Origin of the sequence: Streptomyces cucumeris, assembly GCF_024295805.1 — a bacterium.
GTDB classification, from domain to species: domain Bacteria; phylum Actinomycetota; class Actinomycetes; order Streptomycetales; family Streptomycetaceae; genus Streptomyces; species Streptomyces cucumeris.
In genome coordinates, this window is the sequence record NZ_JANCLX010000003.1 from 213055 (window position 1) to 236117 (window position 23063).

The 23063-nt window shown below is 71.9% G+C and carries 17 protein-coding genes; 14 read left to right on the forward strand and 3 right to left on the reverse strand.

Annotation, left to right across the window (positions count from 1 at the left end):
- Positions 1-42 precede the first annotated feature (42 nt).
- Positions 43-1458, reverse strand: coding sequence for a TerD family protein (locus tag NMK44_RS06140; RefSeq protein WP_254739072.1), 1416 nt, complete (start codon positions 1456-1458; stop codon positions 43-45).
- A 651-nt stretch (positions 1459-2109) separates the two neighbouring features.
- Between NMK44_RS06140 and NMK44_RS06145 the strand changes: the two genes are divergently transcribed.
- The 5 genes from NMK44_RS06145 to NMK44_RS06165 are packed head-to-tail and all read left to right on the forward strand — an operon-like array spanning position 2110 to position 9653.
- The gene (locus NMK44_RS06145) at positions 2110-3372 is read left to right on the forward strand and encodes a phenylacetate--CoA ligase family protein (RefSeq protein WP_254739075.1); all 1263 of its coding nucleotides are present in this window, start codon (positions 2110-2112) and stop codon (positions 3370-3372) included.
- Positions 3369-4724, forward strand: coding sequence for an MFS transporter (locus NMK44_RS06150; RefSeq protein WP_254739077.1), 1356 nt, complete (start codon positions 3369-3371; stop codon positions 4722-4724). Before NMK44_RS06145 ends, NMK44_RS06150 begins: the two co-directional genes overlap by 4 nt.
- Positions 4721-5905, forward strand: coding sequence for a GNAT family N-acetyltransferase (locus NMK44_RS06155; RefSeq protein WP_254739079.1), 1185 nt, complete (start codon positions 4721-4723; stop codon positions 5903-5905). The genes NMK44_RS06150 and NMK44_RS06155 overlap by 4 nt, the downstream gene beginning before the upstream one ends.
- Positions 5902-7068 (forward strand): LuxE/PaaK family acyltransferase, encoded by a 1167-nt coding sequence (locus NMK44_RS06160; RefSeq protein ID WP_254739081.1) that lies wholly within the window; start codon positions 5902-5904, stop codon positions 7066-7068. Before NMK44_RS06155 ends, NMK44_RS06160 begins: the two co-directional genes overlap by 4 nt.
- Positions 7065-9653, forward strand: a complete 2589-nt coding sequence (locus NMK44_RS06165) for an acyl-CoA reductase (protein ID WP_254739083.1) — start codon at positions 7065-7067, stop codon at positions 9651-9653. The genes NMK44_RS06160 and NMK44_RS06165 overlap by 4 nt, the downstream gene beginning before the upstream one ends.
- Positions 9654-9666: 13 nt before the next feature.
- Here NMK44_RS06165 and NMK44_RS06170 read toward each other — a convergent pair whose 3' ends face one another.
- Positions 9667-11895, reverse strand: coding sequence for an SMI1/KNR4 family protein (locus tag NMK44_RS06170; RefSeq protein ID WP_254739085.1), 2229 nt, complete (start codon positions 11893-11895; stop codon positions 9667-9669).
- Positions 11896-12267: 372 nt separating this feature from the next.
- Here NMK44_RS06170 and dacB point away from each other — a divergent pair, with 372 nt between their 5' ends.
- Positions 12268-13608, forward strand: a complete 1341-nt coding sequence (gene dacB, locus NMK44_RS06175) for a D-alanyl-D-alanine carboxypeptidase/D-alanyl-D-alanine endopeptidase (protein WP_254739087.1) — start codon at positions 12268-12270, stop codon at positions 13606-13608.
- Here dacB and NMK44_RS06180 read toward each other — a convergent pair.
- Positions 13589-14647 carry a GlxA family transcriptional regulator gene (locus NMK44_RS06180; RefSeq protein WP_254739089.1) on the reverse strand — a complete coding sequence of 353 codons (1059 nt, stop codon included), beginning with the start codon at positions 14645-14647 and terminating at the stop codon, positions 13589-13591. The two genes, dacB and NMK44_RS06180, sit on opposite strands and share 20 nt — an antisense overlap.
- Before the next feature lie 135 nt (positions 14648-14782).
- Between NMK44_RS06180 and NMK44_RS06185 the strand changes: the two genes are divergently transcribed.
- The 8 genes from NMK44_RS06185 (at position 14783) to NMK44_RS06220 (ending at position 23041) form a co-directional block, all read left to right on the forward strand.
- On the forward strand, positions 14783-15667 hold the full coding sequence (locus NMK44_RS06185) for an NAD(P)-dependent oxidoreductase (protein ID WP_254739091.1): 885 nt from the start codon (positions 14783-14785) through the stop codon (positions 15665-15667).
- Entirely contained in the window at positions 15664-16305 is a 642-nt protein-coding gene (locus NMK44_RS06190; protein ID WP_374215238.1) for a maleylpyruvate isomerase N-terminal domain-containing protein, read from the forward strand. Before NMK44_RS06185 ends, NMK44_RS06190 begins: the two co-directional genes overlap by 4 nt.
- A 70-nt stretch (positions 16306-16375) precedes the next feature.
- Complete coding sequence (locus tag NMK44_RS06195; protein WP_254739093.1) at positions 16376-16942, forward strand: TetR/AcrR family transcriptional regulator; 567 nt, start codon at positions 16376-16378, stop codon at positions 16940-16942.
- A gap of 84 nt (positions 16943-17026) precedes the next feature.
- The gene (locus NMK44_RS06200) at positions 17027-18421 is read left to right on the forward strand and encodes an MFS transporter (RefSeq protein ID WP_254739095.1); all 1395 of its coding nucleotides are present in this window, start codon (positions 17027-17029) and stop codon (positions 18419-18421) included.
- Positions 18418-19836, forward strand: coding sequence for a carotenoid oxygenase family protein (locus NMK44_RS06205; protein ID WP_254739097.1), 1419 nt, complete (start codon positions 18418-18420; stop codon positions 19834-19836). The genes NMK44_RS06200 and NMK44_RS06205 overlap by 4 nt, the downstream gene beginning before the upstream one ends.
- 207 nt (positions 19837-20043) lie before the next feature.
- Positions 20044-20280: a hypothetical protein gene (locus NMK44_RS06210; RefSeq protein WP_254739469.1), complete on the forward strand. Its 237-nt coding sequence runs from the start codon at positions 20044-20046 to the stop codon at positions 20278-20280.
- Positions 20277-22544: a heavy metal translocating P-type ATPase gene (locus tag NMK44_RS06215; RefSeq protein ID WP_254739099.1), complete on the forward strand. Its 2268-nt coding sequence runs from the start codon at positions 20277-20279 to the stop codon at positions 22542-22544. The genes NMK44_RS06210 and NMK44_RS06215 overlap by 4 nt, the downstream gene beginning before the upstream one ends.
- A complete protein-coding gene (locus NMK44_RS06220) occupies positions 22541-23041 on the forward strand; it encodes a copper chaperone PCu(A)C (RefSeq protein WP_254739101.1) in 501 nt (166 codons plus the stop codon). Before NMK44_RS06215 ends, NMK44_RS06220 begins: the two co-directional genes overlap by 4 nt.
- Positions 23042-23063 lie beyond the last annotated feature (22 nt).

A 23063-nucleotide genomic window follows, 5' to 3' on the forward strand; every position in this document is an offset into this window, starting at 1 on the left:
GATGGCGGCCCTGGGACCCCCGGTCCCAGGGCCGCTGCCGTGTCACCGCCTCTTGAACTCCACCGGACCCCCGTTCATCTCGATGGTGCCGTCCGTGTGGAGGACCGGGCGCCGTTCGGTCATCCGGGCGCTGTACGCCTCGACATGGTGGATGGCCGCTCCGTCGGGAGCGGTGAAGTCCACGAGGGCGATGGCGACCCAGTAGCGGGTCCGGGTGTTCTCGAAGAGCGGGACGGTGACGGTGGAACCGCGGCCGTCGGAGACGACGACCTTCGCGCCGAAACTGCGGAAGGATCCGAAACCGTTGCTGAGCGCGGAGTATGCGCAGAGCAGTACGTATCCCTGCTCGGCAGGGCGGACGATTCTGATGGATTCACGTCCGGGCACCTGTGAATCACCGTCGAGCTTGATGAACGGCCGGTTGTTCAGCGAACCGCGGCGCCGGTAATAGACGACATCGGCCTGCTGCTCCTTCCCCTTTTTCTGCTTCTCCTTCTTCGTGGACCCCTTCGTCGCGGGATCGGCCGCCCGCCCGGTGTCCCCCGCGCCGGACGATCCCGGCGGCATCAGCGGATCACCCTGCGGAACATGGCCGGACTTGACGAGGGTGCCGGGTGCGTCCGTCCCCCGCAGCGCCTTGGCGGCGGGCACGAACAGGGCGTACAGATCGAGGTCGGCTCCCATCCGGCGCCGCCGTTCACTGCCGCCGTCCCACTCCAGCGACGCGGCGACCACCAATCCGCGGTCCCCCTTGTCCAGGCCCATCGAGACCTGGCCGCCCTTGTCCAGACTGATCGTGCCGAGCGGCGGTTTGACCAGGCTGGTACGGGGCGCGGGAGGGGGGTCCGCTGGCACGGGCGCGGCGGGCACCGGCTCGGGCCGCCCATCCGCGGAGGGCTCCTCCGGCTCTACGGACTCCTCGGGCTCTTCCGGTTCCGCGGGCTCTTCGACCCGCACCCCGAAGTCGGTGGCGAGACCGGCGAGTCCATCGGCATAGCCTTGGCCGATGGCCCGCAGCTTCCATATGGTCCCCCGGCGGTACAGCTCGGCCAGGAGAACCGCGCGTTCGCCGTCGACGAGCTCCGGCGGGCGGAACTCGACCGGCTCGGCACCGACTTGGCCCACCCCGATCACCACCTGCCGCACCTTGTGGAAGGTGCTCGTCGCGTCATCGGGGTCGCAACTGCCGACGAGCACCACGCGGTCCACGTCGGCGGGCAGGGACTCCGGGTCCACCTCGATCCGCTCGGGGCCGTCCGCGTCGGCGGCGAGGTGACGGACCGCACCGGACTCGGCCGACGGCTGGTTGTAGAACACCATGTCGTCGTCGGACCTGACCTTGCCGTCCGCCGCCACCAGGAGCGCGCTCAGATCGACCGGTTCACCCACCGCGCGCAACGCGACGGTGACACGCCCCTCAGCCATCGCCGTGTTCGCGCCCTTGCCGAGCTCTTTCATACCCGTACGCCCCCGTAACCCGTGTCCTCGACTTTCCCGAGCACCCTGTCACACGGGCCGGACGGCCGAGCGCGAGGACGGCGTGAAAGTGCGGATCACCCCCGGGGAATCCGGCCAGCCACGCGGCCGCCGGCGACGGCACACGGCCCTCCGAGCCAGGGGGAAACCTGTCGCCGCACCGCGGTCGGGGGATTCCTCTCCGGCCTCGGAAGCGGCCCGGAATGGGGGTAGTTCCAGGGGACACCGATCGTCGACTAGACCCGGGGCGTATGCCCCCCCGAGAACCGCTCCGGGCTGCTTCTGACGCACACCCAGGGCCGGTCCCCACGCCTCTTCCCATGGTGTTTCCGCCACCGTCGGGTCCCATATCTCCGCTCTGTCGCACAGCGGTTGATCAGGACCCCTCAACGGCTGATATCGTTGTGGTCGAGCAAGCACCATACGGTAAGCAACACACCAGATCGGCCATGTCGGAGCAGGTATTTCCATCCCTGTGCCCGGGGCTGTATCTCGGCTACCCGTGAGACCTCCGGACCAGCCGTACACGCACCGCCGTATCTGCCTGACCAGCAGTTGAACCAGACCACCTCATCGCGGTGTTCGCGCTTTCCGGGACGCCGTCCTCCTTCGCATGCCCAAAAGCAGGAATTGATGCCCGTTCAATCACCAGCGGAACTCATTCACTTCGCCCGCCGTAACTCGGGGTTCTACTCGGCGCTCTACTCCGGGTTACCCGAGGACGTCTCGGACCTGACCGCACTGCCGGTCATTCCCCAATCCGAGTTCTGGCAGACCAACACTCCCCACAACAACACCCTCCTGACCGGCCCGCTTCAGGAAGCCGTGGTATTCAAAAGCGGCGGAACGACCGGGGCGCCGAAGTTCTCCTTCTACACCCGGGAGGAGTGGCGGGAATTCACCACGGCTTTCGGGGCCGGACTGGCCGCGGCCGGGCTCCGGCCGGGGCAGCGGGTCGCCGATCTGTTCTACGCGGGTGACCTGTACGCCAGTTACACCTTCATCCTGGACAGTCTGGCGCACTCCCCGGTGGCCAACGTCCGTCTCCCGATCGGCGGTGCCACGCCCCCGGCGTCGACCGTCGCCACGCTGGAGCAGTTCGGCGTGGACGTCATCGCGGGGACGCCGACCACCCTGTGCTCCCTGGCCGAACATCTGAGAGCCGAAGGGCGCGTCCTGCCCGGTGTCACCACCCTGTTCTTCGGTGGCGAGAGCATCTTCAGCGATCAGCGGCGGCTGCTGTCCGGCGCGTTCCCCGCCGCCCGCGTGGCCTCCATCGGCTACGCCGCCGTGGACGCCGGGCTGGTGGGCCTTCCGGTGCCCGGTGACGATCCGCGGCTGCACCGGGTCCCCGCCCCGTACACCGTCGTGGAGATCCTCGACGAGCACACCGGGGAACCGATCACCCGTGCGGGCGTCCCCGGCCGGGTCGTCGTCACCGATCTGCGGCGCCGGCTGATGCCCGTGCTGCGCTACCCGGTGGGCGACCGCGCCGAGTGGACCGACCCCGCCGCCGGACTGTTCCGCATTCTCGGCCGCGCCGAGGAAGGCGTGCGTGTGGGCCCGGTGGCGCTGCACACGCAGGACGTGCACGACGTGGTGCGGGCCGCCGACGTGGCGGGCCGGATCAGCGGTGTGCAGCTCGTGGTGCGCCGCTGGGAGGACCGGGACGGTCTGCTGCTGCGCCTGGCGTGCGACGACCCGTCCGAGGATCTGTCGGAACTCACCGCGGCCGTCGAGAAGGCGTTCCACACCGCCCGTCCGATGTATGCGCAGTCGGCCGCGGCCGGGCATGTGCACCCCGTCGCCCTCGTCTGGTCGCGTCACGCCGATCTGGCCGTCAACGCCCGCTCCGGGAAGCTGATCCGCGTGCTCGACGAAAGGCCGCACGCGTGACCGCGCCGATCCTTCCCGGAGCGCCCGCGTCCACACCGCTGCCGAAACGATCCGCCTCCCGGCTGCCGGTCATCCTGCGCAACCCGGCATTCGGTGCCGTCTGGGTCGCCCAGGTGCTCACCCAGGCGTCCGCGCGGATGTTCCAGGTCGGCATCGTGTGGTGGCTCATCCAGTGGTCCGCGGGTTCCGAACGGGGCCTGGCCTCCGGTGCGTTCCTGGCCGTGAGCACCCTGCCCGCGGTGGCGCTCGCCCCCGTGGTCGCCGGTGTCATCGCCCGTCACCCGTACCGGACCGTCATGGCCGCGGCCGCCGCCGGGGCCGGGCTGGTGGCCGCCGCGACGGCCACGTGGGCGTATGCGACCCCGCTGCCGATGGGCCTCGCCTACGGCGCCGCACTCCTGCTGGCGGGCTGTCAGGCGCTGTTCGACCCGTGTCTGACCACCTCGCTGCCCGTCCTCGTCGACGACGCCGACATCGAGGCGGCCACCGGCTTCGAACTGGCCACGCAGTCCCTCGCCGGACTGGCCGGTGGGCTCCTCGGGCCGCTGGTGATCGATGCCTGGCAACTGCCGGGGGTCGTCGCCGGATGTGCAGGGGCGTACCTCCTCGCGGCCGCGCTCATCGCGGTGACGCGGTTCCCGGCTGCCCCTGCCACCGGTGACACCGGCGCCCCCGCGGCGCCGGACCCGGCCGACGGACCGCCCACCGCCCCGCGCCGCACACTGCGCCGTATCCTCGCGGACCTGCCGTTCATCCGCCGGGTGCTGCTGTGCTTCGCCGCGGCGAACGTGGTCACCACCGCGGTCTTCGTCGTCATGCCGATGTACACCGCCCTGGTACTGCACCAGGACGGTTCGACCGTCGCGCTGCTGGAAGCGGCGCTGGGCGCGGGGACACTGGCCGGATCGTTCACCGGCGGGCGGCTGCCGGGCCGTCCGGTCACCACCGGCACCGTCTGCCTGGGCCTGATGGCGGCCGCGCTCGCCGTACCGGGCTTCGTCACGGACCGCGCCGCCTACGCCGCCGCCATGGCCGTCGCGGGCTGGTGCGTGGGCACCATCGGCGTACGGTTCGTCGCCCTGTTCCAGCGGATGGTGCCCACGGCGGACAAGCCCGGCTTCTTCGCCGTGATGCAGTCGCTCCTCGGGGCCACGTTCCCCGTCGCCTCCCTGCTGTTCGGGGCGCTCGGGGACCAGATCTCGCCGCGCACGCTGTGTCTGGTCCAGGCCGCGGGCCTGGTGCCGGTGGCCGTCGCCCTGTGGTGGACGGGCACACGGGGCGACGCCCCGGGCGACACCGGCACGGCCGCCGAGGACACCATCACCGCCACCACCGGAGGAGGAGCACGATGAGCGTCACCATCACCCCCGCCGTCCTCCAGGACATCGCGGACCTGCGGCAATTGTACTTCGACGTCTACGGCCACGGCTATCCGGTGCCGCTGGGCAGCGACCCGGCCGAGATGCGACGCCTCATCACCGATCCGCACACCCACTGGCTGGTGGCCCGCCGCGCGGGCAGTGACGAGCCGACCGGTTCGGTGGTGGTGCAGACCGACCCCGGAACCCGTATCGGCAAGCTGGTCGGCCTCGCCGTCCACCCCGGCCACCGCCACGGCGGGCTCGCGGGCCGGCTCACCGCCGCGGGATGCGCCGATGCGCTGGCCACCGGCACGGTCGACTCGGTCTACGCCACGGTCCGCGTGGTCACCGAGGGCCCCCAGCACGTCGTGGTGCGCAACGGATTCCGGCCGCTCGGCCTCATGCCCAACGCCGTCGAGGTCGCCGGCTGCGAGAGCCTGGCCCTGTTCGTGCGCTACGCCGACGGGGTGCTGGAGCGGCGCGAGACCGTGACCCGGGTGCCCGAACCGCTCGCCCCGCTCCTCGCCGCCGCCGAGGCGGTGGCGGAGGTGGGCTACCCGCAGGTCGGCTCCGCCGGGGCGCGGCCCGTCGGGACCGCGGACGCCGTCCCGGTCCCCGGACCGGCCACCCCGGCCACCCCGGCCACGACGGCCACCACCGCCATGGAGATCGTCGCCGCCCGCTCCTTCGTCCGGCGCCGCTTCCTCGAACGGTTCCCCGACCCCGCCGACCGCTTCTTCCCGCTGCACTCCCCCAACGCGATCCTCACCCCGGAGGACGGTGCGTTCGAGGTGTACGCGGATCTCGACCCGGCCGCCCGGAGCTGCTCGCTGATCGCCGTGCACCCGCATCCGGCGGCCATGGCGCACGCGCTGGAACCGCTGATGGCCGTGGTGAGGCGCACCGGCGCGGACTACGTCGAGACGCTGCTGCCGCTGTCCGACACCACCGGGCTCGGCGCGTTCCTCGCCGCGGGCTTCGTGCCCAGCGCGCTCTACCCGGCCATGCGCCGCGTCGGCGACCGCTTCCACGACTACGTGGTGCTGTCCCGGACCAACCGCCAGATCGACTTCCGCACCGCCGCCGTCAGCCCGCTGGTGCGGCCGTATCTGAGCGCCTACGTACGGGCCTGGACCGCGACCTACCTTCCCCTTCACGAGGTTGTCTCATGAACCCGCATCTGCTCCCCGTCGAGGTTCCCGACCCCGGCGCCCTGTCACACGTGCAGCGGCTGTGCGACCTGACCGCACCGTATGAGCGGGGTCCCGAGGCCGACGCCCTCTTCGCGGCCGCCATGGCCGAGACCAACGCCTGGCACGCCGAACGCTCCCCGTTCTTCCGCTCGTTGCTGGATGACGAGCCCGCCACGCCCGCGCCCGGTGTCGGCCGGGACGTCCGCGCCCCGCTGGTGCACGCCAACTTCTTCAAACGGCACGAAGTGCTCTCCATCCCCCGCGAGGAGGTCCACCTCCACCTCACCTCCTCCGGGACCACCGGCCAGAAGTCACAGATGTTCTTCGACGAGTGGACCATCCGTGCCGCCCAGCGCATGGTGGCCCGGATCTTCGACCACTACGGCTGGATCACCCCGGACCAGCCGGTGAACTACCTGCTCTACAGCTACGAACCGGCGCCCTCGCTCAAGCTCGGCACCTCCTTCACCGACAACTACCTCTGCGACTTCGCCCCGGCCCGGGACACCACCCATGCCCTGCGGCACACCGGGGACGGCCACGAGTTCGACGCGCGCGGCTGTATCGAAGCCCTCCAGCGCTATGCCGACGAGGGCCTGCCCGTGCGCATCCTGGGCTTCCCGGCCTTCCTCCACTTCACCCTGGAGCGCATGCGCTCGCTCGGCGTCCCCCCGGTGCGGCTGCCCGCCGGATCGCTCGTGGTCCTCGGCGGGGGCTGGAAGGGACACGCCGACCGGGCCATCGCCAAGGACACCTTCTACGCCGAGGTGGAGGAGCAACTGGGCATCCCCTCCGAGAGGATCCGCGACACCTTCGGATCCGTCGAGCACTGCGTGCCCTACGTCGAGTGCGAACGGCACCGGCTGCACATCCCCGTGTGGTCGCGCGCCGCCGTGCGCGACACCGCCACCCTGGAGCCGCTCCCCTACGGCGAGCGCGGCTATCTGCACCTCGTCTCGCCGTACATCACCTCCGTCCCCGCCCAGAGCGTGCTCATGGGCGACCTCGCCTCCCTGCACCCGGGTGAGGAATGCGGCTGCGCCCAGCCGACCGAGTGGTTCACCGTGCACGGCCGGGCCGGGATCAGCCGCAACCGCAGCTGCGCGGTGGCCGCCGCCGAACTCCTGAAGGGAACGTCATGACCAGCGCACCGATGTCCGGGACGGCCGCCACGGCGGACACGGCACCGGCCCCCGGCACACCCGGCGGCGAACACCACTGGTGGCAGGGCGCGTTCATCGGCGACGAGGAGGTCACCGCCCGCCTCGCGGACCTCCCCGCCCTCACCGACCGGGCCCTGGGCGAGCAGTTGCCCACCGAGATCGTCCTCGCCGCCTGCGACCGGCTCTCCGGCGCGCTGGGCACCCCCGGCGGACCCGTGCACACCCGGCTCACCCGGTGCCTGACCGACGAGGGCACCGAGGCCGAGGAGGCGGTGGCGCTGCTCGCCGACCTCGCCGCCGCCCTCAGCCGTCCCGCGCTGGAGCGCAAACTCCGCCGGGAACTGGGCGGCCCGCACCCCGAGCGGCTCATCCGGCCCGACGCGCGCGAGACCGTCTACGAGGCGTGGGCGCCGGTGGGTCTGCTGGTGCACATCGCGCCCGGCAACGCCGCCGGGGTGGCCCCGCTGAGCGTCGTCGAGGGCCTGCTGTCCGGCAATCTCAACGTCCTCAAGACCAGCAGCTCCGACACCCCGCTCGCCCGGCTGCTGCTCGCCGAACTGGCCGCCGCCGATCCGACCGGCACCCTCGCCCGCCGGATCGTGGTGCTGAGCTTCTCCTCCGGACGGCGGGAGTGGCTGGAGCCCCTGTGCGCGGCGGCCGACGCCATCGCCGTCTGGGGCGGTGAGGACGCCGTAGCGGGCATCACCGAACTGGCGCCGCCCGGCTGCCGGGTCGTCGAGTGGGGACACAAGATCTCCTTCGCCTATCTGTGCCGCGGCTCCTGGTCCGATCCGGCCGTCCTCGCCGCGCTCGCCGCCGATGTCTGCCGCCTGGAGCAGCAGGCGTGTTCCAGCCCGCAGGTCGTCTACCTCGACACCGACGACGCGGACGAGGTGTTCGCCGTCGCCGGTGACCTGGCCGCAGAGCTGGCACTGGTCTCCGACAAGCTGCCCCGTCCGGAGCTGGACCTGGCCGAACACGCGGAGATCACCAACACCGAGCTGGTCGCACGGCTGGAACAGCACCTCGGTCTCACCCGTGTCATCGCCGCCGACGACGGCTCCTGGCGGGTCCTCGCCGACACCCGCCCGGCCCTCACCGCCTCGCCGCTCCACCGCAGCGTATGGGTCAAGCCACTGCCGCGCCGCGATGTCACCGCCACGCTGCGTCCGATGCGCCGCTACCTCCAGACCGCGGCGGTCGGCGGTGAGCGCCGTGATGTCGCCGCGCTCTCCCGCGCCCTGCTCTGTGCGGGTGTCACCCGGGTCACCCCGGTGGGAGCCATGCTGGACGCTTACGACGGTGAACCCCACGACGGCGTCTACGCGTTGCAGTGCTACAGCAGGCGGGTCGCCGTACGCGCGGACGAGCGGTTCACGGCCACCTCCTGTCTGGACGACCTCGTCGCCGCGCCGCTGCTGCCCGCCCCGCCCACCGGGCCGCTGCTGGACAAGGCGGGTGTGCAGGAGCAGTTGCGCCATCTGGCACCCGAACACGCGCATCTGTACTTCCGCAGCGGTGGCACCACCGGCGCACCCGCCCTGTCGGTGTTCACCAATGCCGACTACGACACCCAGATGCGCGCCGCCGCGCACGGACTGCTCGACTCGGGCTTCGACCCGGCCCGTGACCGCGCGGCCAACCTGTTCTACTGCGGCGGTATGTACGGGAGCTTCATCAGCTTCTTCTCCATCCTGGAGCGGCTCAACGCCACCCAGATCCCGCTGGCCGCCGGTGACGACCTCGCCGCCGTCGCCGAGGCGCTGGTGGCCTACCGGGCCGACACCCTCTTCGGTATGCCGTCCTATCTGTGGCAGCTCTTCCACACCCAGCGCGAGACCCTGCGCGCCTGGGGTGGTGTGCGGAAGGTGTACTACGGGGGTGAGCACTTCACCGGTGAGCAACGCCGCGTCCTTCAGGAGGACTTCGGTGTCGAGGTGATCCGTTCCGCCGCCTACGGCAGCACCGATCTGGGCCCGCTGGGCTACCAGTGCGAGCGCGCCGAGGGCTCGGTCCACCACATCCTCACCGATCTGCACACCCTGGAGGTCCTCGACACCGAGAGCGACCGGCCGGTGCCGGCCGGGGAACCGGGCCGTCTGGTCTTCACCAGCCGGGCCAGGGCCGGACAGCGGCTGGACCGCTACCAGATCGGCGATCTCGGCCGTGTGCCGGCGGGTGACTGCCCCTGCGGCAGCCGCACCCCGCGGGTCGAACTCCTGGGCCGTCACGGCGATGTGGTCCGTGTGGGCACGTACTCCTACCACTACCGGCGCTTCGTGGACGCCGCCCGGACGCACCTGGGGTACCGCGGTGAACTCCAGGTGGTCCTGACCGGCGGGACCGACCGCGAACGGCTCACGGTGCGCCTCGATGCGGCGTACGCCCCGTCGGCCGAGGAGGCCCGCGCCGCCTTCCTGACGGCGATCCCGGAGCTGCGCTCCTCGGTCGAGGAGGAGGGCATGCTGACCCTCTCCGTCGAGATCACCGATGTGGCGTCCTTCGAACGGGCGGCGACCAGCGGGAAACTCCGCGCGTTCGTGGACCGGCGGACGACGGGCTGAGCCAGGCCGCGGGCTACCGCCCGCGGGGAAGTGTCACCACCATCCGGGCCCGGTGCGGGGTGATCACATCGCGGAGCACGGGGTCGGTGAGCAGGACGACGGGGGCGATGCGGTCCGGATCGTCGGAGTGCCAGTGCCGCAGCGCGGCCACCACGACGGTCCACGCCCCCTCGTCATCGCCCTGCGCGGCCAGCGTACGGGCGAGGTCCAGGGCCTGTTCGAAGGCCGGGGCCTCGGGCAGACGGGGCGGTTCATGGGCGGCGGCGCGGGCGATCCAGGCGTCGTCGGACAGCTCGGCCTGGAAGGCCAGTCCGGGGACCAGCCGGCCGAGCGCCTCCGGCCGTGGCAGCCCGCCGTCCGGCCGGTGGTCCTCCACCGTACGGCGCAGGTAGAGGGGGACCGCCTCGGCCCGTACCCGCTCCTCGCCGACCGCCGCGATGACGCGGTCCCGGCCGAGGACGTTGGCACGGATCTCGTGGTGGACGGAGCGGGGGTCGAGGAAGGCACCCAGGATGGTCATCAGGTACAGACCGGTGCTCGATCCCTTGTCCGCGGCGCGCTCGAAGGTCGCGAGCGCCTGTTCCGCTTCTCCGCGCAGTGCCTGCTCCCGGCCCCGGGCGAGCAGTTCACCGGCCTTCCGGGGGTCCACACCGCGCCCCTCATGGCCCCTGAGCTGCTCGAAACCGGCACGCTCCGCGCGGACCAGCTCGGCGAACGACCCGTGTCGCTCGCCCAGTCCCGGGTACCAGCTCGCCCAGATGTACGCGGCCCACTCCCCGTCCTCGGACACATCGCCGGGGTCGAGCAGCCAGTACTGCGCGTCGCTCTCCTGGGAGATGAGCAGTGAGCGCTGGAAGACGGCGTCCTGTTCGGGATCGTCGCCGAGCATGAAGGCGTCGGCGAGGGCCAGATCCGCCTCGGTGAGCCAGTCCACGGTGGCGGTGGTGCGCATCTCCCACATGAAGTCGCTGAGGTACAGCCAGCCGTCGGAGGCGCCGAGGAACGAGCGGTAGCTGGGCGGGAGCCGGGTGCCGAGCCGCTTCTCCAGGGCCGTGAGCCGTGCTTCGTCCGCACCGTCGAAGCCCAGCCAGCCCGCGGCCCGCTGGGCTTCGCTCACCTCCGACAGCTCGCCTTCCTCGGACAGGCGGAGGATGTCGGCGCCGTAGTCGGCCAGATAGTCGCGCCACTCCTCGACGGTGCGGGGGCCGGGTTCTTCCCGGGCGGGTGTCCGCACCGTCCCCCGGAACCCCGTCGGCTCACCGCCCGTCTGCTGGCGGTAGCCGAAGAAGCCCTCGTAGGCGGCGACGGGAGCGGTCTCGAAGAACCGGACCTGGCGGAGCTGTACGGAGTCCGATCCGGCGTTGGCTGAGATCTCCAGGCGGTAGTGGCGGTAGGCCACACCCGTCCCGGCCGACACGGTGAAGCCACGCGACTGGTGCCTCCGGGCGAAGACCTGCCGGCTACGGGAGTCGAGCACGGCCCAGTGCCGTCCGTCGGACGACCCCTGGAGGGTCCAGTCCACCGGGTCGCGGTCGGGACAGTCGTTCGCCGAGACCAGCGCGTAGTGCCGGACGACGACCGGCCGGACGCAGTCGAACTCCAGCCATGCGCTGCCCGTTCCGTCGCCCAGCCACTTCCCGGCGGAGCCGTCCATCAGGTTCTTCGCGACCTCGCCCGCCGCCTCGTACTCGTCGTGCGCCCGCACGGCACCCACCAGGCCGGTGACCTCACTGCCGGGGTCGGGCCCGGTGGTGGCGGTCCGCAGCGCCACCGCACCGGATCCGATCGCCTCGCCGTGCCAGTCCAGGTGCACCACATGGGCGTCGCCGTCCTCGAGCAGCAGCGACAGATCCCCCGCGGTGTGCCATCCGGTGCCGTGGCTCTCCTCGGTGCGGAAGCGGTGGGCCGTGCTCTCCTCGGCGGTCTCGCAGCGCTCCCGAGTGCCGCGGTACTCCGCCGAGGCGCCCCCGGCACAGCGGTAGTAGCCGTGGAAGCCGTCCATGGCCGCCCGGAAGCCGATCGCCGCCTCCGCCCCGTCGCAGGTGCGCCAGCCGAGCCGCTCCAGTTCGAGCGCGGGCTCCAGTTCGAACCCCGGTCCCAGTCCGAGTCCGGGCGCGAGCGGTGACGGTTCGCCCGCGTCGACGGCGACCCGCAGCCGCGGGCCCGGCTCCCACGTCTCGGCGCCGTCCCGGCGCCGTTCGGTGCGGAAGACGTGGACCCTCTCCCCGTCAGTCGGTGGCACTGGTGCTCTCCTCACGCTTCCCGCGGACGAACGAGGGCACCACAGCCCTCATACGGGAGTCGCACCCTACGAGGCAGGGGGAGAACGACCGGCGCTCGCCGGTGGACCTCTAGAAGTAACCCGTGGACTTCGGGAGACATGGCAACGCGTACCACCCGGGAACCGTCTTCCCCCTTTCGCCGGGCGGTTCACCGGCCGGAATGAGGTCCCGGCCGCGCGCGCGATGGCCGCTCAATCGGCCGATCGTCACTTTTCCCGCCACAAACTGGGGAGATCCTTGGTGTTCCGACTCCTGGCTTGAAAGGACCGGACCCGTTCAGTGGTTAATTTCCTGTCGAGTCCGACACCCACGATCCACGAACAAGGACCACCATGCCCCCCACCGCCTCCACCGCCCGTGCCCGCGGACGCCACCGCAAGCCGCGACCGCTGAGTCCGGCGGCCCGCCGCGCGATCGTGATCGCGGCAGCCGCACCCATCGCCGGAACGTTCCTGACCGCCCCCTCCGCCTTCGCCGCCGGGAAGGACTCCGCGAAGACCTACGGCACCCCGGTACTGGACCCGGCCGAGCAGCAGATCGCGGAGAAGCTCAACGCCCGTGTCCAGGACCCCCGGCTGGGCGACACCTTCAGCGGTGTGGTGATCGACTCCGGGTCGGACAACGTTGTCTGGAGCCATGGCGCGGAGAACGCGCTGATGCCCGCCTCCAACACCAAACTCGCCACCGCCACCGCCGCGCTGACGGTGCTGGGCCCCGACCACACGTTCACCACCAAGGTCGTCTACGGCGACGGCACGCTCACCCTCGTCGGCGGCGGTGACCGCACCCTCACCATCCCCGATGTCGAGGCCCTCGCGAAGACGGCCGTCGACGGGCTGAAGAGCGCGGGCCTCACCAAGGTGAAGATCCGCGTCGACGACAGCCTCTTCCCCGAACCCACCCTCGCCACCGGCTGGAACAAGGATTACTTCCCGGACACCGTCGCCCCGGTGCGGCCCCTGGTGGTGGACGGGCGCACTCTCACGGACACCTCGCTGGACGCCGGCAAGGTCTTCGCCAAACGCATCGCCGACCGGGGTATCACGGTCGACGGTGAGGTCACGCGCGGCGTCTCCGGCAAGGGTGACGTCCCGGTGGCCCAGCACTCCTCCGCGAAGCTGTCCGAGATCGTCAAGCACATGCTCAAGGTGAGCGACAACAACATCGCCGAGACGCTGCTGCGGATGACCGCGCTCGGTGCGGGCCGGCCGGCCACGTTCGAGGACGGGGCGGCGGTCGTCCGTGACGTACTCAGCCAGAACTACGGTGTGTCGCTGGACAACTTCCAGATGCACGACGGCAGCGGACTCTCCCGCGCCACCCGCATCCCGGCACAGACCCTGGCGGACATCCTCGATCTCACCGTGGACCCGCGCTACCACCACACCCTGAAGTCCATCAAGGACGGCCTGCCCGTGGCGGGCGAGGAGGGCGCCAGCCTGGGGCCCCAGTTCGGCCGGTTCGACACCCCGGACTCCAAGTGTGCGGTCGGCAAGGTCATGGCCAAGACCGGCACCCTCAGCGGCGCCATCGCCCTGAGCGGCTTCACCAAGGCCGAGGACGGACGGTGGAAGGTGTTCTCGTTCATCGAGAACGGCGCCACCGCCGAGCAGAACGACACCAAGGACGCCTTGGACGGCCTCGCGGCGACCGTCAACGGCTGCTGGGCGTAGTTCCGCGCGCCGCCCGTCCCCCGTGCGGGCGGCGCGTCACCCCGCCATCCTGGACCGTCCCGGGGAAGGCCCTGCGGTAGTCGCTCGGCGTGGTGCCGAGCTGCTTCAGGAAGTGGTGGCGCAGGTTGTTGGCGGTGCCGAGTCCGCTCAGTTCCCCGACCTTCTCCACGGAGAAGTCCGTCGCCTCCAGCAGGGTCCGGGCGCGGCCCAGACGCTGGTGGAGAAGCCATTGGAGCGGGGTGGCCCCGGTGGCCGCCTGGAGCCGCCGGTAGAAGGTGCGCGGACTCATCGCCGCGCGGCCGGCCAGCTCCGTGACGGTCAGCGGCCGGTCGAGATGGGCACGGGCCCAGTCCAGGACCGGGGTCAGCCCCTCGTCGTCGCTGGTGGGCACGGACATATCGATGAACTGTGCCTGGCCGCCGGGCCGGTGGGCGGGCACCACCATCCGGCGGGCGAGCTGATTGGCCACCTGCGCACCGAGGTCACGGCGCACCAGGTGCAGACACAGGTCCAGACCCGCGGTCAGCCCGGCGCTGGTGAGCACATCGCCGTCGTCGACGTACAGCACCGAGGGGTCCACGTCCACCTTGGGGTAGCGCTCGGCCAGTTGACCGGTGTGCATCCAGTGGGCCGTAGCGCGGCGCCCGTCGAGCAGCCCCACCTCGGCGAGCGCGAAGGCCCCGGTGCACAGGGAGACCATGCGGGCTCCCGCGTCGTAGGCGCGCCGCAGGGCCGTGATGAGCTCCGGCGGAAGTGGTCTGCCCTGCTCGACGCAGGGGTCGGGCACCGAGGGCACGATGACCGTGTCGGCGCCGGCGAGATCGTCGAGTCCATACGGCGTCCGCCACGCGAGGCCACTGGCCGCCGTGTCCTCCCGCTCCGGTCCTCCGGTTCCGCACAGCCGCAGGTCGTACCAGGGGTCGGCCAGATCGGACTGCTGCTTCCCGAAGACGGTGCAGGGGATGCTCAGTTCGTACAGGTCCCACGAGGGAACCTCGACATCTCCCACGACGACCACTGCGACAGAACCGGCACCCATGCCCCGAAGCGTATGGCAGGAATTTGGTGACGGCTGTCACCGGTGTCACTTCTTCCGCCCGCCATGCGCTGCGAACGTGGGGCCGTACGTGAGAACACATCACGTACGGACCCACGCATACGAGGAGTTATGGGCATGAAGGCAGGACGCCAGGCCGTCACCGTCGTCGGACTGGGCTCGATGGGCTCGGCGCTGGCCGCCGCGCTGCTGGAGCGGGGACATCCGACCACCGTGTGGAACCGGTCCGCACACAAGGCACAGCCGCTGGTCGACGAGGGCGCCCGACTGGCCGGGACGCTCCGGGAGGCGATCGAGGCCAGCCCGCTCACCGTCGTCTGCCTGCTGGACCACGAAGCCGTGCGCACCGCGTTCGACCCCGTGGCCGATGCCCTCGCGGGCCGGTCGCTGGTGAACTTCACCTCCGGCACCCCGGACCACGCCGACCAGGCGGCCGAGTGGGCCCGTTCGCACGGCGCCGACTATCTGGACGGCGCCATCATGACCACGCCGCCGGGGATCGGCAGCCCCGAGATGATGATCCTGTACAGCGGCTCGCACACCGTCTTCGAGGAGCATCGGGACACCCTGGCGGCCCTGGCCGATCCGCTGCACCTGGGCACCGAGCCGGGCACCGCCTCCCTCTACGACGCGGCGCTGCTCGGTCTGATGTGGGCCACCATGACCGGGTGGCTGCACGGCACCGCGCTGGTGGGCACGGACAAGACGCCCGCGACGGACTTCACCCCCGTCGCGCTCCGCTGGCTGGCCGCGGTCCAGGGGTTCCTGACCACGTACGCGCCCCAGGTGGACGCCGGTCACTACCCGGGCGACGACGCCACGGTCGATGTGCAGATCGCGGCCATCGACCACCTCATCCACGCCGGGGCGTCCCGGGGCGTCGACAACGCCCTGCCCGAGCTGCTGAAGGCGGCCATGGTGAAGGCCAAGGCCGCGGGCCACGGCCAGGACAGCTTCGCCAGTGTCATCGAGGTCCTGAAGAGCCGGGCGGGCGAGAAGTGACCGCCACCACGGCTCCGGACCCCTCCCCGGCCGCCGCGGCCCCGGTGGCCGCGCCTCCCCCGGCGCGGTGGACGGACCTGCTGAAGGCCGCCACCGACACCTGTCTGGCCGCGCTCCTCGAGGGTGCGGACCGGGACTGGTCACATCCCGCGCACGGCCTCGACTGGAGCTGCCGCCAGACCCTGGACCACCTCGCCCTCGGTCTGACCGGCTACACCGGTCTGCTCGTCTCCCGCCCCGACGACCGCTACATCACCCTCTTCGCCTCGCTCGACCCCCAGGCGCCCGTCGCGGACTGCGTGGAGGGGCTGCGCATCGCCGCCACCCTCCTCACTTCCACCGTCCGGGACACACCGCCCGACGTACGCGCCTGGCACCCCTGGGGTCACTCCGACGCCGGTGGCTTCGCCGCCATGGGGATCACCGAACTCGTCCTCCACACCGACGACATCACCCGGGCCCTCGGCATCCCCTGGTCCCCGCCCGGCGAACTCTGCGCGGCGGCCGTGCGGCGCATCTTCCCCGACGCGCCGTCAGGCCATGAGCCCTTCGCCACCCTGCTGTGGTGCACCGGGCGCACCGCGCTTCCCGGGCTGCCCCGGCGCACGGTCTGTCAGTGGAACGGAACCGTGCGCTGATCCCGGAGAGTTGGAGGGATTACGCGGGCGGGGGTTGACTCTCCATAGGTGTGAGTGGTCTATTACTCACATGGGAACGACACCAAGTCGCCGACTCTCCACCGCGGACACACGACGCGGCGAGGTGCTGGCCACGGCGGCCGGCGCCTTCGCGGCCCGCGGGTACTACGGCACCTCCACCACGGAGGTCGCCAAGGGGGCGGGGATCTCGCAGTCGTATCTCTACCGGCTGTTCCCCGACAAGGAGTCGCTGTTCGTCGCGGTCGTCGAGGACTGCTCGCGCCTCATCCGGGAGCGGCTGGCCGAGGCGGCCGCGGAGGTCGGCAGCGCCGAGCCCGAAGCGGTGCTGGACGCGATGGGGCTGGCCTACGCACACCTCATCGCCGACCGGGACGATCTGCTGCGGGTCCTGATGCACGCGAACTGCGCGGCCAGCGAACCGGCGATCAGACAGGCCGTACAGACGCTGTACGCCCGCCTGGTGGAGTACGTCAGATCCGCCTCGGGCGCCGCGGACCAGCCGGTCCAGGAGTTCTTCGCGCGGGGCTTCCTGTGCAATGTGACGGTGTCCATCGGGGCGACCGAGGTGGACGCCCCCTGGACGAGGACGCTGCTGGCCGGTATCCGGCACTTCTGACACGGCGCGAACGGCCGCGAAAGGCGCGGCCGTTTCTTTGAGTCACTTAGTGAGTGATCAATCACTCTTTCTCGGGGAGGGGATATGGCGACGATGACGCGGCAGCCATCGCACACACCACGGGCCGCGCGCCCGGCGACGCCGCGGCGCGGGGCGGACGCCACGACCACCCGACAGGGCCCGGCCCTCGTGGCACTCGCCACCGCGCAGTTCCTCGTGGTGCTGAGCACCTCGATCGTCAATGTGGCCCTGCCCTCGATCAGCGCCGGTCTCGGGCTGTCGCCCACCGCGCTGTCCTGGGTGGTCAACGCCTATGTCCTCGCCTTCGGCGCCCTGCTGCTCGTCGGCGGCCGTCTCGCCGATCTGGTCGGCAGCAGGCGGATGTTCACCGCCGGGATGACCGTCTTCGCGCTCGCCTCGCTGGTCGCGGGCCTCACCAGCTCGGCACCGCTGCTCATCGCGGCCCGCGCCGTCCAGGGGGTGGGCGCGGCCCTCCTCGCTCCCGCCGCGCTCTCCCTGCTGCTGGGCACCTTCCCGCCGGGGCCCGGCCGGGGCCGGGCACTGGGGATCTGGGGTGCGGTCTCAGGGGCGGGCGGAGCCGTGGGCGTCCTGCTGAGCGGACTGCTCACCGAACTCTACGGCTGGCCCGCGGTGTTCCTGGTCCAGGTGCCGATCGCCGCCCTCTCCCTGGTCGCCACGCTCATCGTCGTCCCGCCGGGCCGGGCCACCGGCGGTGCGGTCGACATCCTGGGCGCGCTCATCTCCACGGTCTCCCTCACCGCCGTCGTCTACGCCCTGACCACGCGGAACGTCCTCGCCGGGGCCGCCGGGCTGCTGCTCCTCGCCGTCTTCGCCCGGCAGCAGACCAGGGCCCGTACCCCGCTCGTCCCACCACGGCTGCTGCGGACCGGCAAGGTCGCCGCGGCCAACCTCACCATGACGCTGCTGGGCGCGGTCTTCGTCGGCCTCTTCTCCTTCCTCCCCCTCTACCAGCAGCGGGTCCTCCACTACAGCCCGCTGGCCGCGGGACTGACCCAACTCCCCCTGGCACTCGCCGTCGTCACCGGTTCGATGGCCGCGCCCCGGCTGCCCGTCCGGGCGAGCACCGCCGGAGCACTGACCGTCCTCACCGGCGGACTGGTCTGGCTCTCGCTGGGCCCCGACCACGGCCCGTTCACGATCCCCTCCTTCACCGGGCAGTTGCTCGGACCCTCACTGCTGATCGGCGCCGGCCTCGGCATCGCCTTCGTCCGCCTGACCGCGCTGTCCACCGACGGGGTACCGGCCGCCGACTCGGGCCTGGCCGGAGGGCTGGTCAACACCACCCGGCAGCTCGGCGGAGCACTCGGCCTGGCCCTGATGACCGCCGTGGCACCGGCGGCCACCGACTTCGGCACCGCCTTCCTGACCGCGGCGCTCGTCGCCGCGTTCGCCGCCCTCACCGCACTGTTCGCCCTCACCGGAAAGAAGCAGTCATGAGCACCGAGCACCCCACCACGACCACCGCCGAGCGCCCCACCACGGGGCCGGCCGCGAAGCCGTACGTCTCCGGGCACTACACCCCCGTCGTCGACGAGGTCACCGCGCACGGGCTGACCGTCCACGGCACCCTTCCCCCGGAGCTGAACGGCCGCTACTTCCGCAACGGACACAACCCGAAGCCCGGTTACACCCCCACCCACTGGTTCAAGGGCAGCGGCATGATCCACGGTGTGCGGCTGCGGGACGGTCGCGCCGAGTGGTACCGCAACCGCTGGGTCCGCACACTCGCCCTCGACGGGGTCCCCTACCTGAGTGCCAGCGGTGTCCCCGACCTCAAGGTCAGCGAGGCCGCCACCCATGTCATCGAACACGCGGGCCGGATCCTGGCGCTCCAGGAGGCGAGCCTGCCGTACGAGATGACCCCGGAGCTCGACACCGTCGGCGCGTTCGACTTCGGCGGCACGCTGAAGACCGCGATGACGGCCCATCCCAAGACCGATCCGGCCACCGGTGAACTGCACTTCTTCGCCTATGGCCCCTTCCCGCCGCACCTGACCTACTACGTGGCCGACGCGGCGGGCGCGATCGTCCGCGCCGAGACCGTGGACGGGGCGGGACCGTCCCTGATGCACGACTTCGGGCTCACCCGGCAGCACGTCGTCTGGCTCGATCTGCCGATCGTCTTCAACCCGGCGGAACAGTCCGGCATCCCCTACCGCTGGAGCGACACCTACACCCCGCGCATCGGTGTGATGCCCCGCTCCGGTCCCGCCACGGTCCGGTGGTTCGAGGTGGAGCCCGGTGCCCTCCTGCACGTGGCGAACGCCTACGAGGACGAGCGCGGCCGGATCGTGCTGACCGGTCCGCGCTACGACCGCGGCGCCTGGGAGCAGACATGGAAGTGGTGGACCGGCGCGCCCGGTTATGCCACCGAGCCGATGGTCGGCGCCACGGCGCACCGCTGGATCCTCGACCCGGCGACCGGCCGGGCGGTGGAGGAGACGGTCGACGACTTCGTCACCGAGTTCCCGTCCATCAACGAGGACATGACCGGGGCGCCCCACCGCTTCGACTACGCGGTGGCCTTCCCCGGCTCGGGACTCGGCGAGTACGCGATCGTCAAGTACGACCACACCACCGGAGCGCGGGAGCTGGTGCCGATGGGCCCGGGCCGGATGCCCGGCGAGGCCGTCTTCGTCCCGGCCGCGGGCGCGACCCGGGAGGACGACGGCTATCTGCTCACGGTCGTCAGCGACCTGGAACAGGACGCCTCACAGCTTCTGATCCTCGACGCGTCGGCCCTGTCGGACACCCCCGTCGCCACCGTGGAACTGCCCCGCAGGGTCCCGTCCGGGATCCACGGCTCGTGGATCGCCGACGCCGGCCCCGACGCCGCCGAGGCCGGCGTCTGACTCGGCGCCCCCGAGACCCGGCGGTCGGCACCTACTCCCCTGGGGTGCCGGCCGTCGGCCTTTCCGGGGACTTTTCCGGGAAGGCACCGGACGCGCTGTGATCCGCGCCACAGGACGGCCCGGGAACTCATTCGATGTCCGATACGACTCCTGTTGCGGTACGGCATGATCCGACCGATGCCGTACGACGCGATCTGGAGACCGGTGATGGACGACTCCCGAGAATCCCCCTCCGGCGCGGGCGCGCCGCCGCGGAAGCTGGTTCCGCCGCCCGCGCTCTGCGGCTTCCTCCTGCTGCTGGCCCTGGTGTTCGTGGGGTCCTACGCCGTCGGGGCCTCCGCGGGTCCCGTCGCGCCCGGGATGCACAGCAGCACGAGCGGTGGCGGGGACGACGACGGCGGCGGGGGCGGCATGGGCGGTATGCACGGAGGGGACGGCCGATGAGCGCCGACGCGGTGACCGAATCGGTGACGACCGATCTGACCGTCGGCGGGATGACCTGCGCGGCCTGTGTGAAGCGCGTGGAGAAGAAACTCGGCCGGCTGGACGGGGTGACGGCGAGCGTCAACCTGGCCACCGGCCGGGCCCGGGTGAGTCATCCGCCGGGGATCCGCGCCGCGGAACTCGTCGCGGAGGTCGAGAAGGCCGGGTACACGGCCGCACTCCCCGAACCGCCGGAGGGGCGGCGCCACGACCAGGGCGGCGGTGCGCCGGAGGCCGGGGAGGCACGCAGGGAACGTGAGCGGCTGCTGATCACGGCACTGCTCTCGGTGCCCGTCCTCGTCCTGTCGATGGTGCCCGGATGGCAGTTCCGCAACTGGCAGTGGCTGTGCTTCGTACTGGCCGCGCCGGTTGCCGTATGGGGGGCGTGGCCGTTCCACCTGCGGGCGGCACGCGGGCTGCGGCACTCCGCGGCCACCATGGACACCCTGGTGTCGCTGGGTGTGCTGGCGTCGTTCTCCTGGTCGGCGTACGCGCTCTTCCTCGGCGGTGCGGGCGACCCCGGGATGCGGATGCCGTTCAGCCTGGTGCCCTCGGTGTCGGACGGCGTACCGCATATCTATCTCGAAGCGGCGGTGGGCGTACCGCTGTTCGTGCTGGCCGGGCGGTATCTGGAGGCCAGGGCCCGGCGGGGTACGGGGGCGGCGCTGCGGTCGCTGGCCGAACTCGCCGCCAAGGAGGTCTCGGTCCGCGAGGACGACGGCTCCGAACGGCTGCTCCCCATCGAGGAGTTGCGGGCCGGTCAGGTCTTCGTGGTCCGTCCCGGGGAGCGGGTGGCCACCGACGGACAGGTGGTGCGGGGCAGTTCGGCCGTCGATCTGTCCCTGGTCACCGGGGAGAGCGAACCGGTCGAGGTGGGGCCGGAGTCGGCGGTGGTCGGCGGTGCCGTGAACGCCGGCGGGCTGCTGCTCGTCCGCGCCACGGCGGTCGGGGCGGACACCCGGCTCGCCCGGATCACCCGGCTGGTCACCGAGGCGCAGGCGGGGAAGGCGAAGGCGCAGCGGCTGGCCGACGCGGTCGCCGGTGTCTTCGTGCCGGTCGTGCTGACGCTGGCGGTCACGGTGCTCGGCTTCTGGCTCGGCGCCGGGGCCGATCCGCAGGCCGCGATCACCGCGTGCGTCGCGGTCCTGGTCGTGGCCTGTCCGTGCGCCCTGGGTCTGGCGACACCGACCGCGCTGATGGCCGCCACCGGCCGCGGGGCGCAACTGGGCGTCCTCGTCAGCGGTCCGCGGGCGCTGGAGGGGCTGCGGCACCTGGATGTGATCGTGGTCGACAAGACCGGCACGCTCACCTCCGGCCATATGAGCGTCACCCGGGTCACGGCCGTCCCCGGGGAACCGGGCGAGGAGGCGGTGCTGCGGCTGGCCGGTGCCGTCGAGCAGGGCTCGGAACATCCGCTGGGCCGGGCCATCGCCGCGTACGCCCGGCGGACCCTGCCCGAGGCGTCGTTGCCGGAGGTGCATGACTTCCGGGCGGTACCGGGGCAGGGGGTGCGTGGTCGTGTCGAGGGATGCTCGGTGGAGATCGCGTCCCCGGAGGGCGAGTTGCCCGCGGTCCTCACGGCGGCCGTGGACGCGGCGGAGGAGGCCGCGCACACCTCGGTCCTGGTCCGGGTGGACGGGGTGGCCGCGGCGGTGATCGAGGTCGGGGACGTCGTACGGTCCGGCAGCTACCGGGCCCTCGACCGGCTGCGGCGCCTGGGTGTCCGGCCGGTGCTGGCCACGGGCGACCGGGAGGCCCCCGCCCGGGCCGTCGCCCGGGAGCTGGGCATCGACGAGGTGCACGCCCGCTGTTCCCCCGAGGACAAGGCCGACCTGGTACGGGACCTGCGCGAACGGGGCCACCGGGTGGCCGTCATCGGCGACGGGGTGAACGATGCCGCGGCGCTCGCCGGTGCCGATCTCGGCATCGCCATGGGGTGCGGCACCGACGTGGCCATCGGCGCGGCCGATGTGACGCTGGTGCGCGGGGAGATCGAGGTGCTGGCGGACGCGGTACTGCTGGCCCGGCGTGCGCTGGGCACCATCCGCGCCAATCTCGTATGGGCGTTCGGCTACAACGTGGTCACCGTGCCGCTGGCCATGGTCGGCCTGCTCAACCCGATGCTCGCCGCCGCCGCGATGTCGGTCAGCTCACTGGTGGTGGTCGGCAACAGCCTGCGGCTGCGCGGCTGGCAGCCCTCACCCGCCCGGAGGTCCACCCGATGACGGAGCAGTCCCCCTGGCGGCCGACCCGCGGCCGGGTGCTCGGCGCCCTGTACCCCGCGCTGGTCCTGGTGGCCGTGTGCACCGTGGCCCTGAGCGCGCTGACGATCTGGGTCGCGGCCGGGAAGGCGGGCAGCCCGGCCCGGATCTCCGTGTCCAGCGGGCGGGTCTTCCTGCCCTATGACCCCGGAGCGGAGACCGCGGCCCTCTTCGTGGTCACCAACCGCGGTGGCGCGGACGACCGGCTGCTCAAGGTGACGTCCCCGGCCACCGGCGGGAAGATCACCCTGCGGCGTCCTCCCCCGGCCGGCAGCCGGGCCACCTCCACCCCCGAGGTCACATCGGCCACCGTGCCGGCCGGTGGTGTGCTGTCCATGTCGCCGGAGGGCCTGGATGTGACCCTGACGTCCGCGGCGGGGTGGCGCGTCGGCGACACCGTGCCGTTCACCCTGCACTTCGAGCGCAGCGGGGCGGTCAAGGCCGTCGCGGTGGTGAGGTGACCGTCCGGTCACCTCGGCGAAC

Excerpts from the sequence above, each read along its gene's own strand:
- NMK44_RS06205 (WP_254739097.1), top strand. The coding sequence starts at position 18,418 with ATGAGCACCGAGCACCCCACCACGACCACCGCCGAGCGCCCCACCACG.
- dacB (WP_254739087.1), top strand. The coding sequence starts at position 12,268 with ATGCCCCCCACCGCCTCCACCGCCCGTGCCCGCGGACGCCACCGCAAG.
- NMK44_RS06215 (WP_254739099.1), top strand. The coding sequence starts at position 20,277 with ATGAGCGCCGACGCGGTGACCGAATCGGTGACGACCGATCTGACCGTC.
- NMK44_RS06155 (WP_254739079.1), top strand. The coding sequence starts at position 4,721 with ATGAGCGTCACCATCACCCCCGCCGTCCTCCAGGACATCGCGGACCTG.
- NMK44_RS06180 (WP_254739089.1), bottom strand. The coding sequence starts at position 14,647 with ATGGGTGCCGGTTCTGTCGCAGTGGTCGTCGTGGGAGATGTCGAGGTT.
- NMK44_RS06185 (WP_254739091.1), top strand. The coding sequence starts at position 14,783 with ATGAAGGCAGGACGCCAGGCCGTCACCGTCGTCGGACTGGGCTCGATG.
- NMK44_RS06145 (WP_254739075.1), top strand. The coding sequence starts at position 2,110 with ATGCCCGTTCAATCACCAGCGGAACTCATTCACTTCGCCCGCCGTAAC.
- NMK44_RS06160 (WP_254739081.1), top strand. The coding sequence starts at position 5,902 with ATGAACCCGCATCTGCTCCCCGTCGAGGTTCCCGACCCCGGCGCCCTG.
- NMK44_RS06140 (WP_254739072.1), bottom strand. The coding sequence starts at position 1,458 with ATGAAAGAGCTCGGCAAGGGCGCGAACACGGCGATGGCTGAGGGGCGT.
- NMK44_RS06195 (WP_254739093.1), top strand. The coding sequence starts at position 16,376 with ATGGGAACGACACCAAGTCGCCGACTCTCCACCGCGGACACACGACGC.
- NMK44_RS06200 (WP_254739095.1), top strand. The coding sequence starts at position 17,027 with ATGGCGACGATGACGCGGCAGCCATCGCACACACCACGGGCCGCGCGC.
- NMK44_RS06165 (WP_254739083.1), top strand. The coding sequence starts at position 7,065 with ATGACCAGCGCACCGATGTCCGGGACGGCCGCCACGGCGGACACGGCA.
- NMK44_RS06220 (WP_254739101.1), top strand. The coding sequence starts at position 22,541 with ATGACGGAGCAGTCCCCCTGGCGGCCGACCCGCGGCCGGGTGCTCGGC.
- NMK44_RS06210 (WP_254739469.1), top strand. The coding sequence starts at position 20,044 with ATGGACGACTCCCGAGAATCCCCCTCCGGCGCGGGCGCGCCGCCGCGG.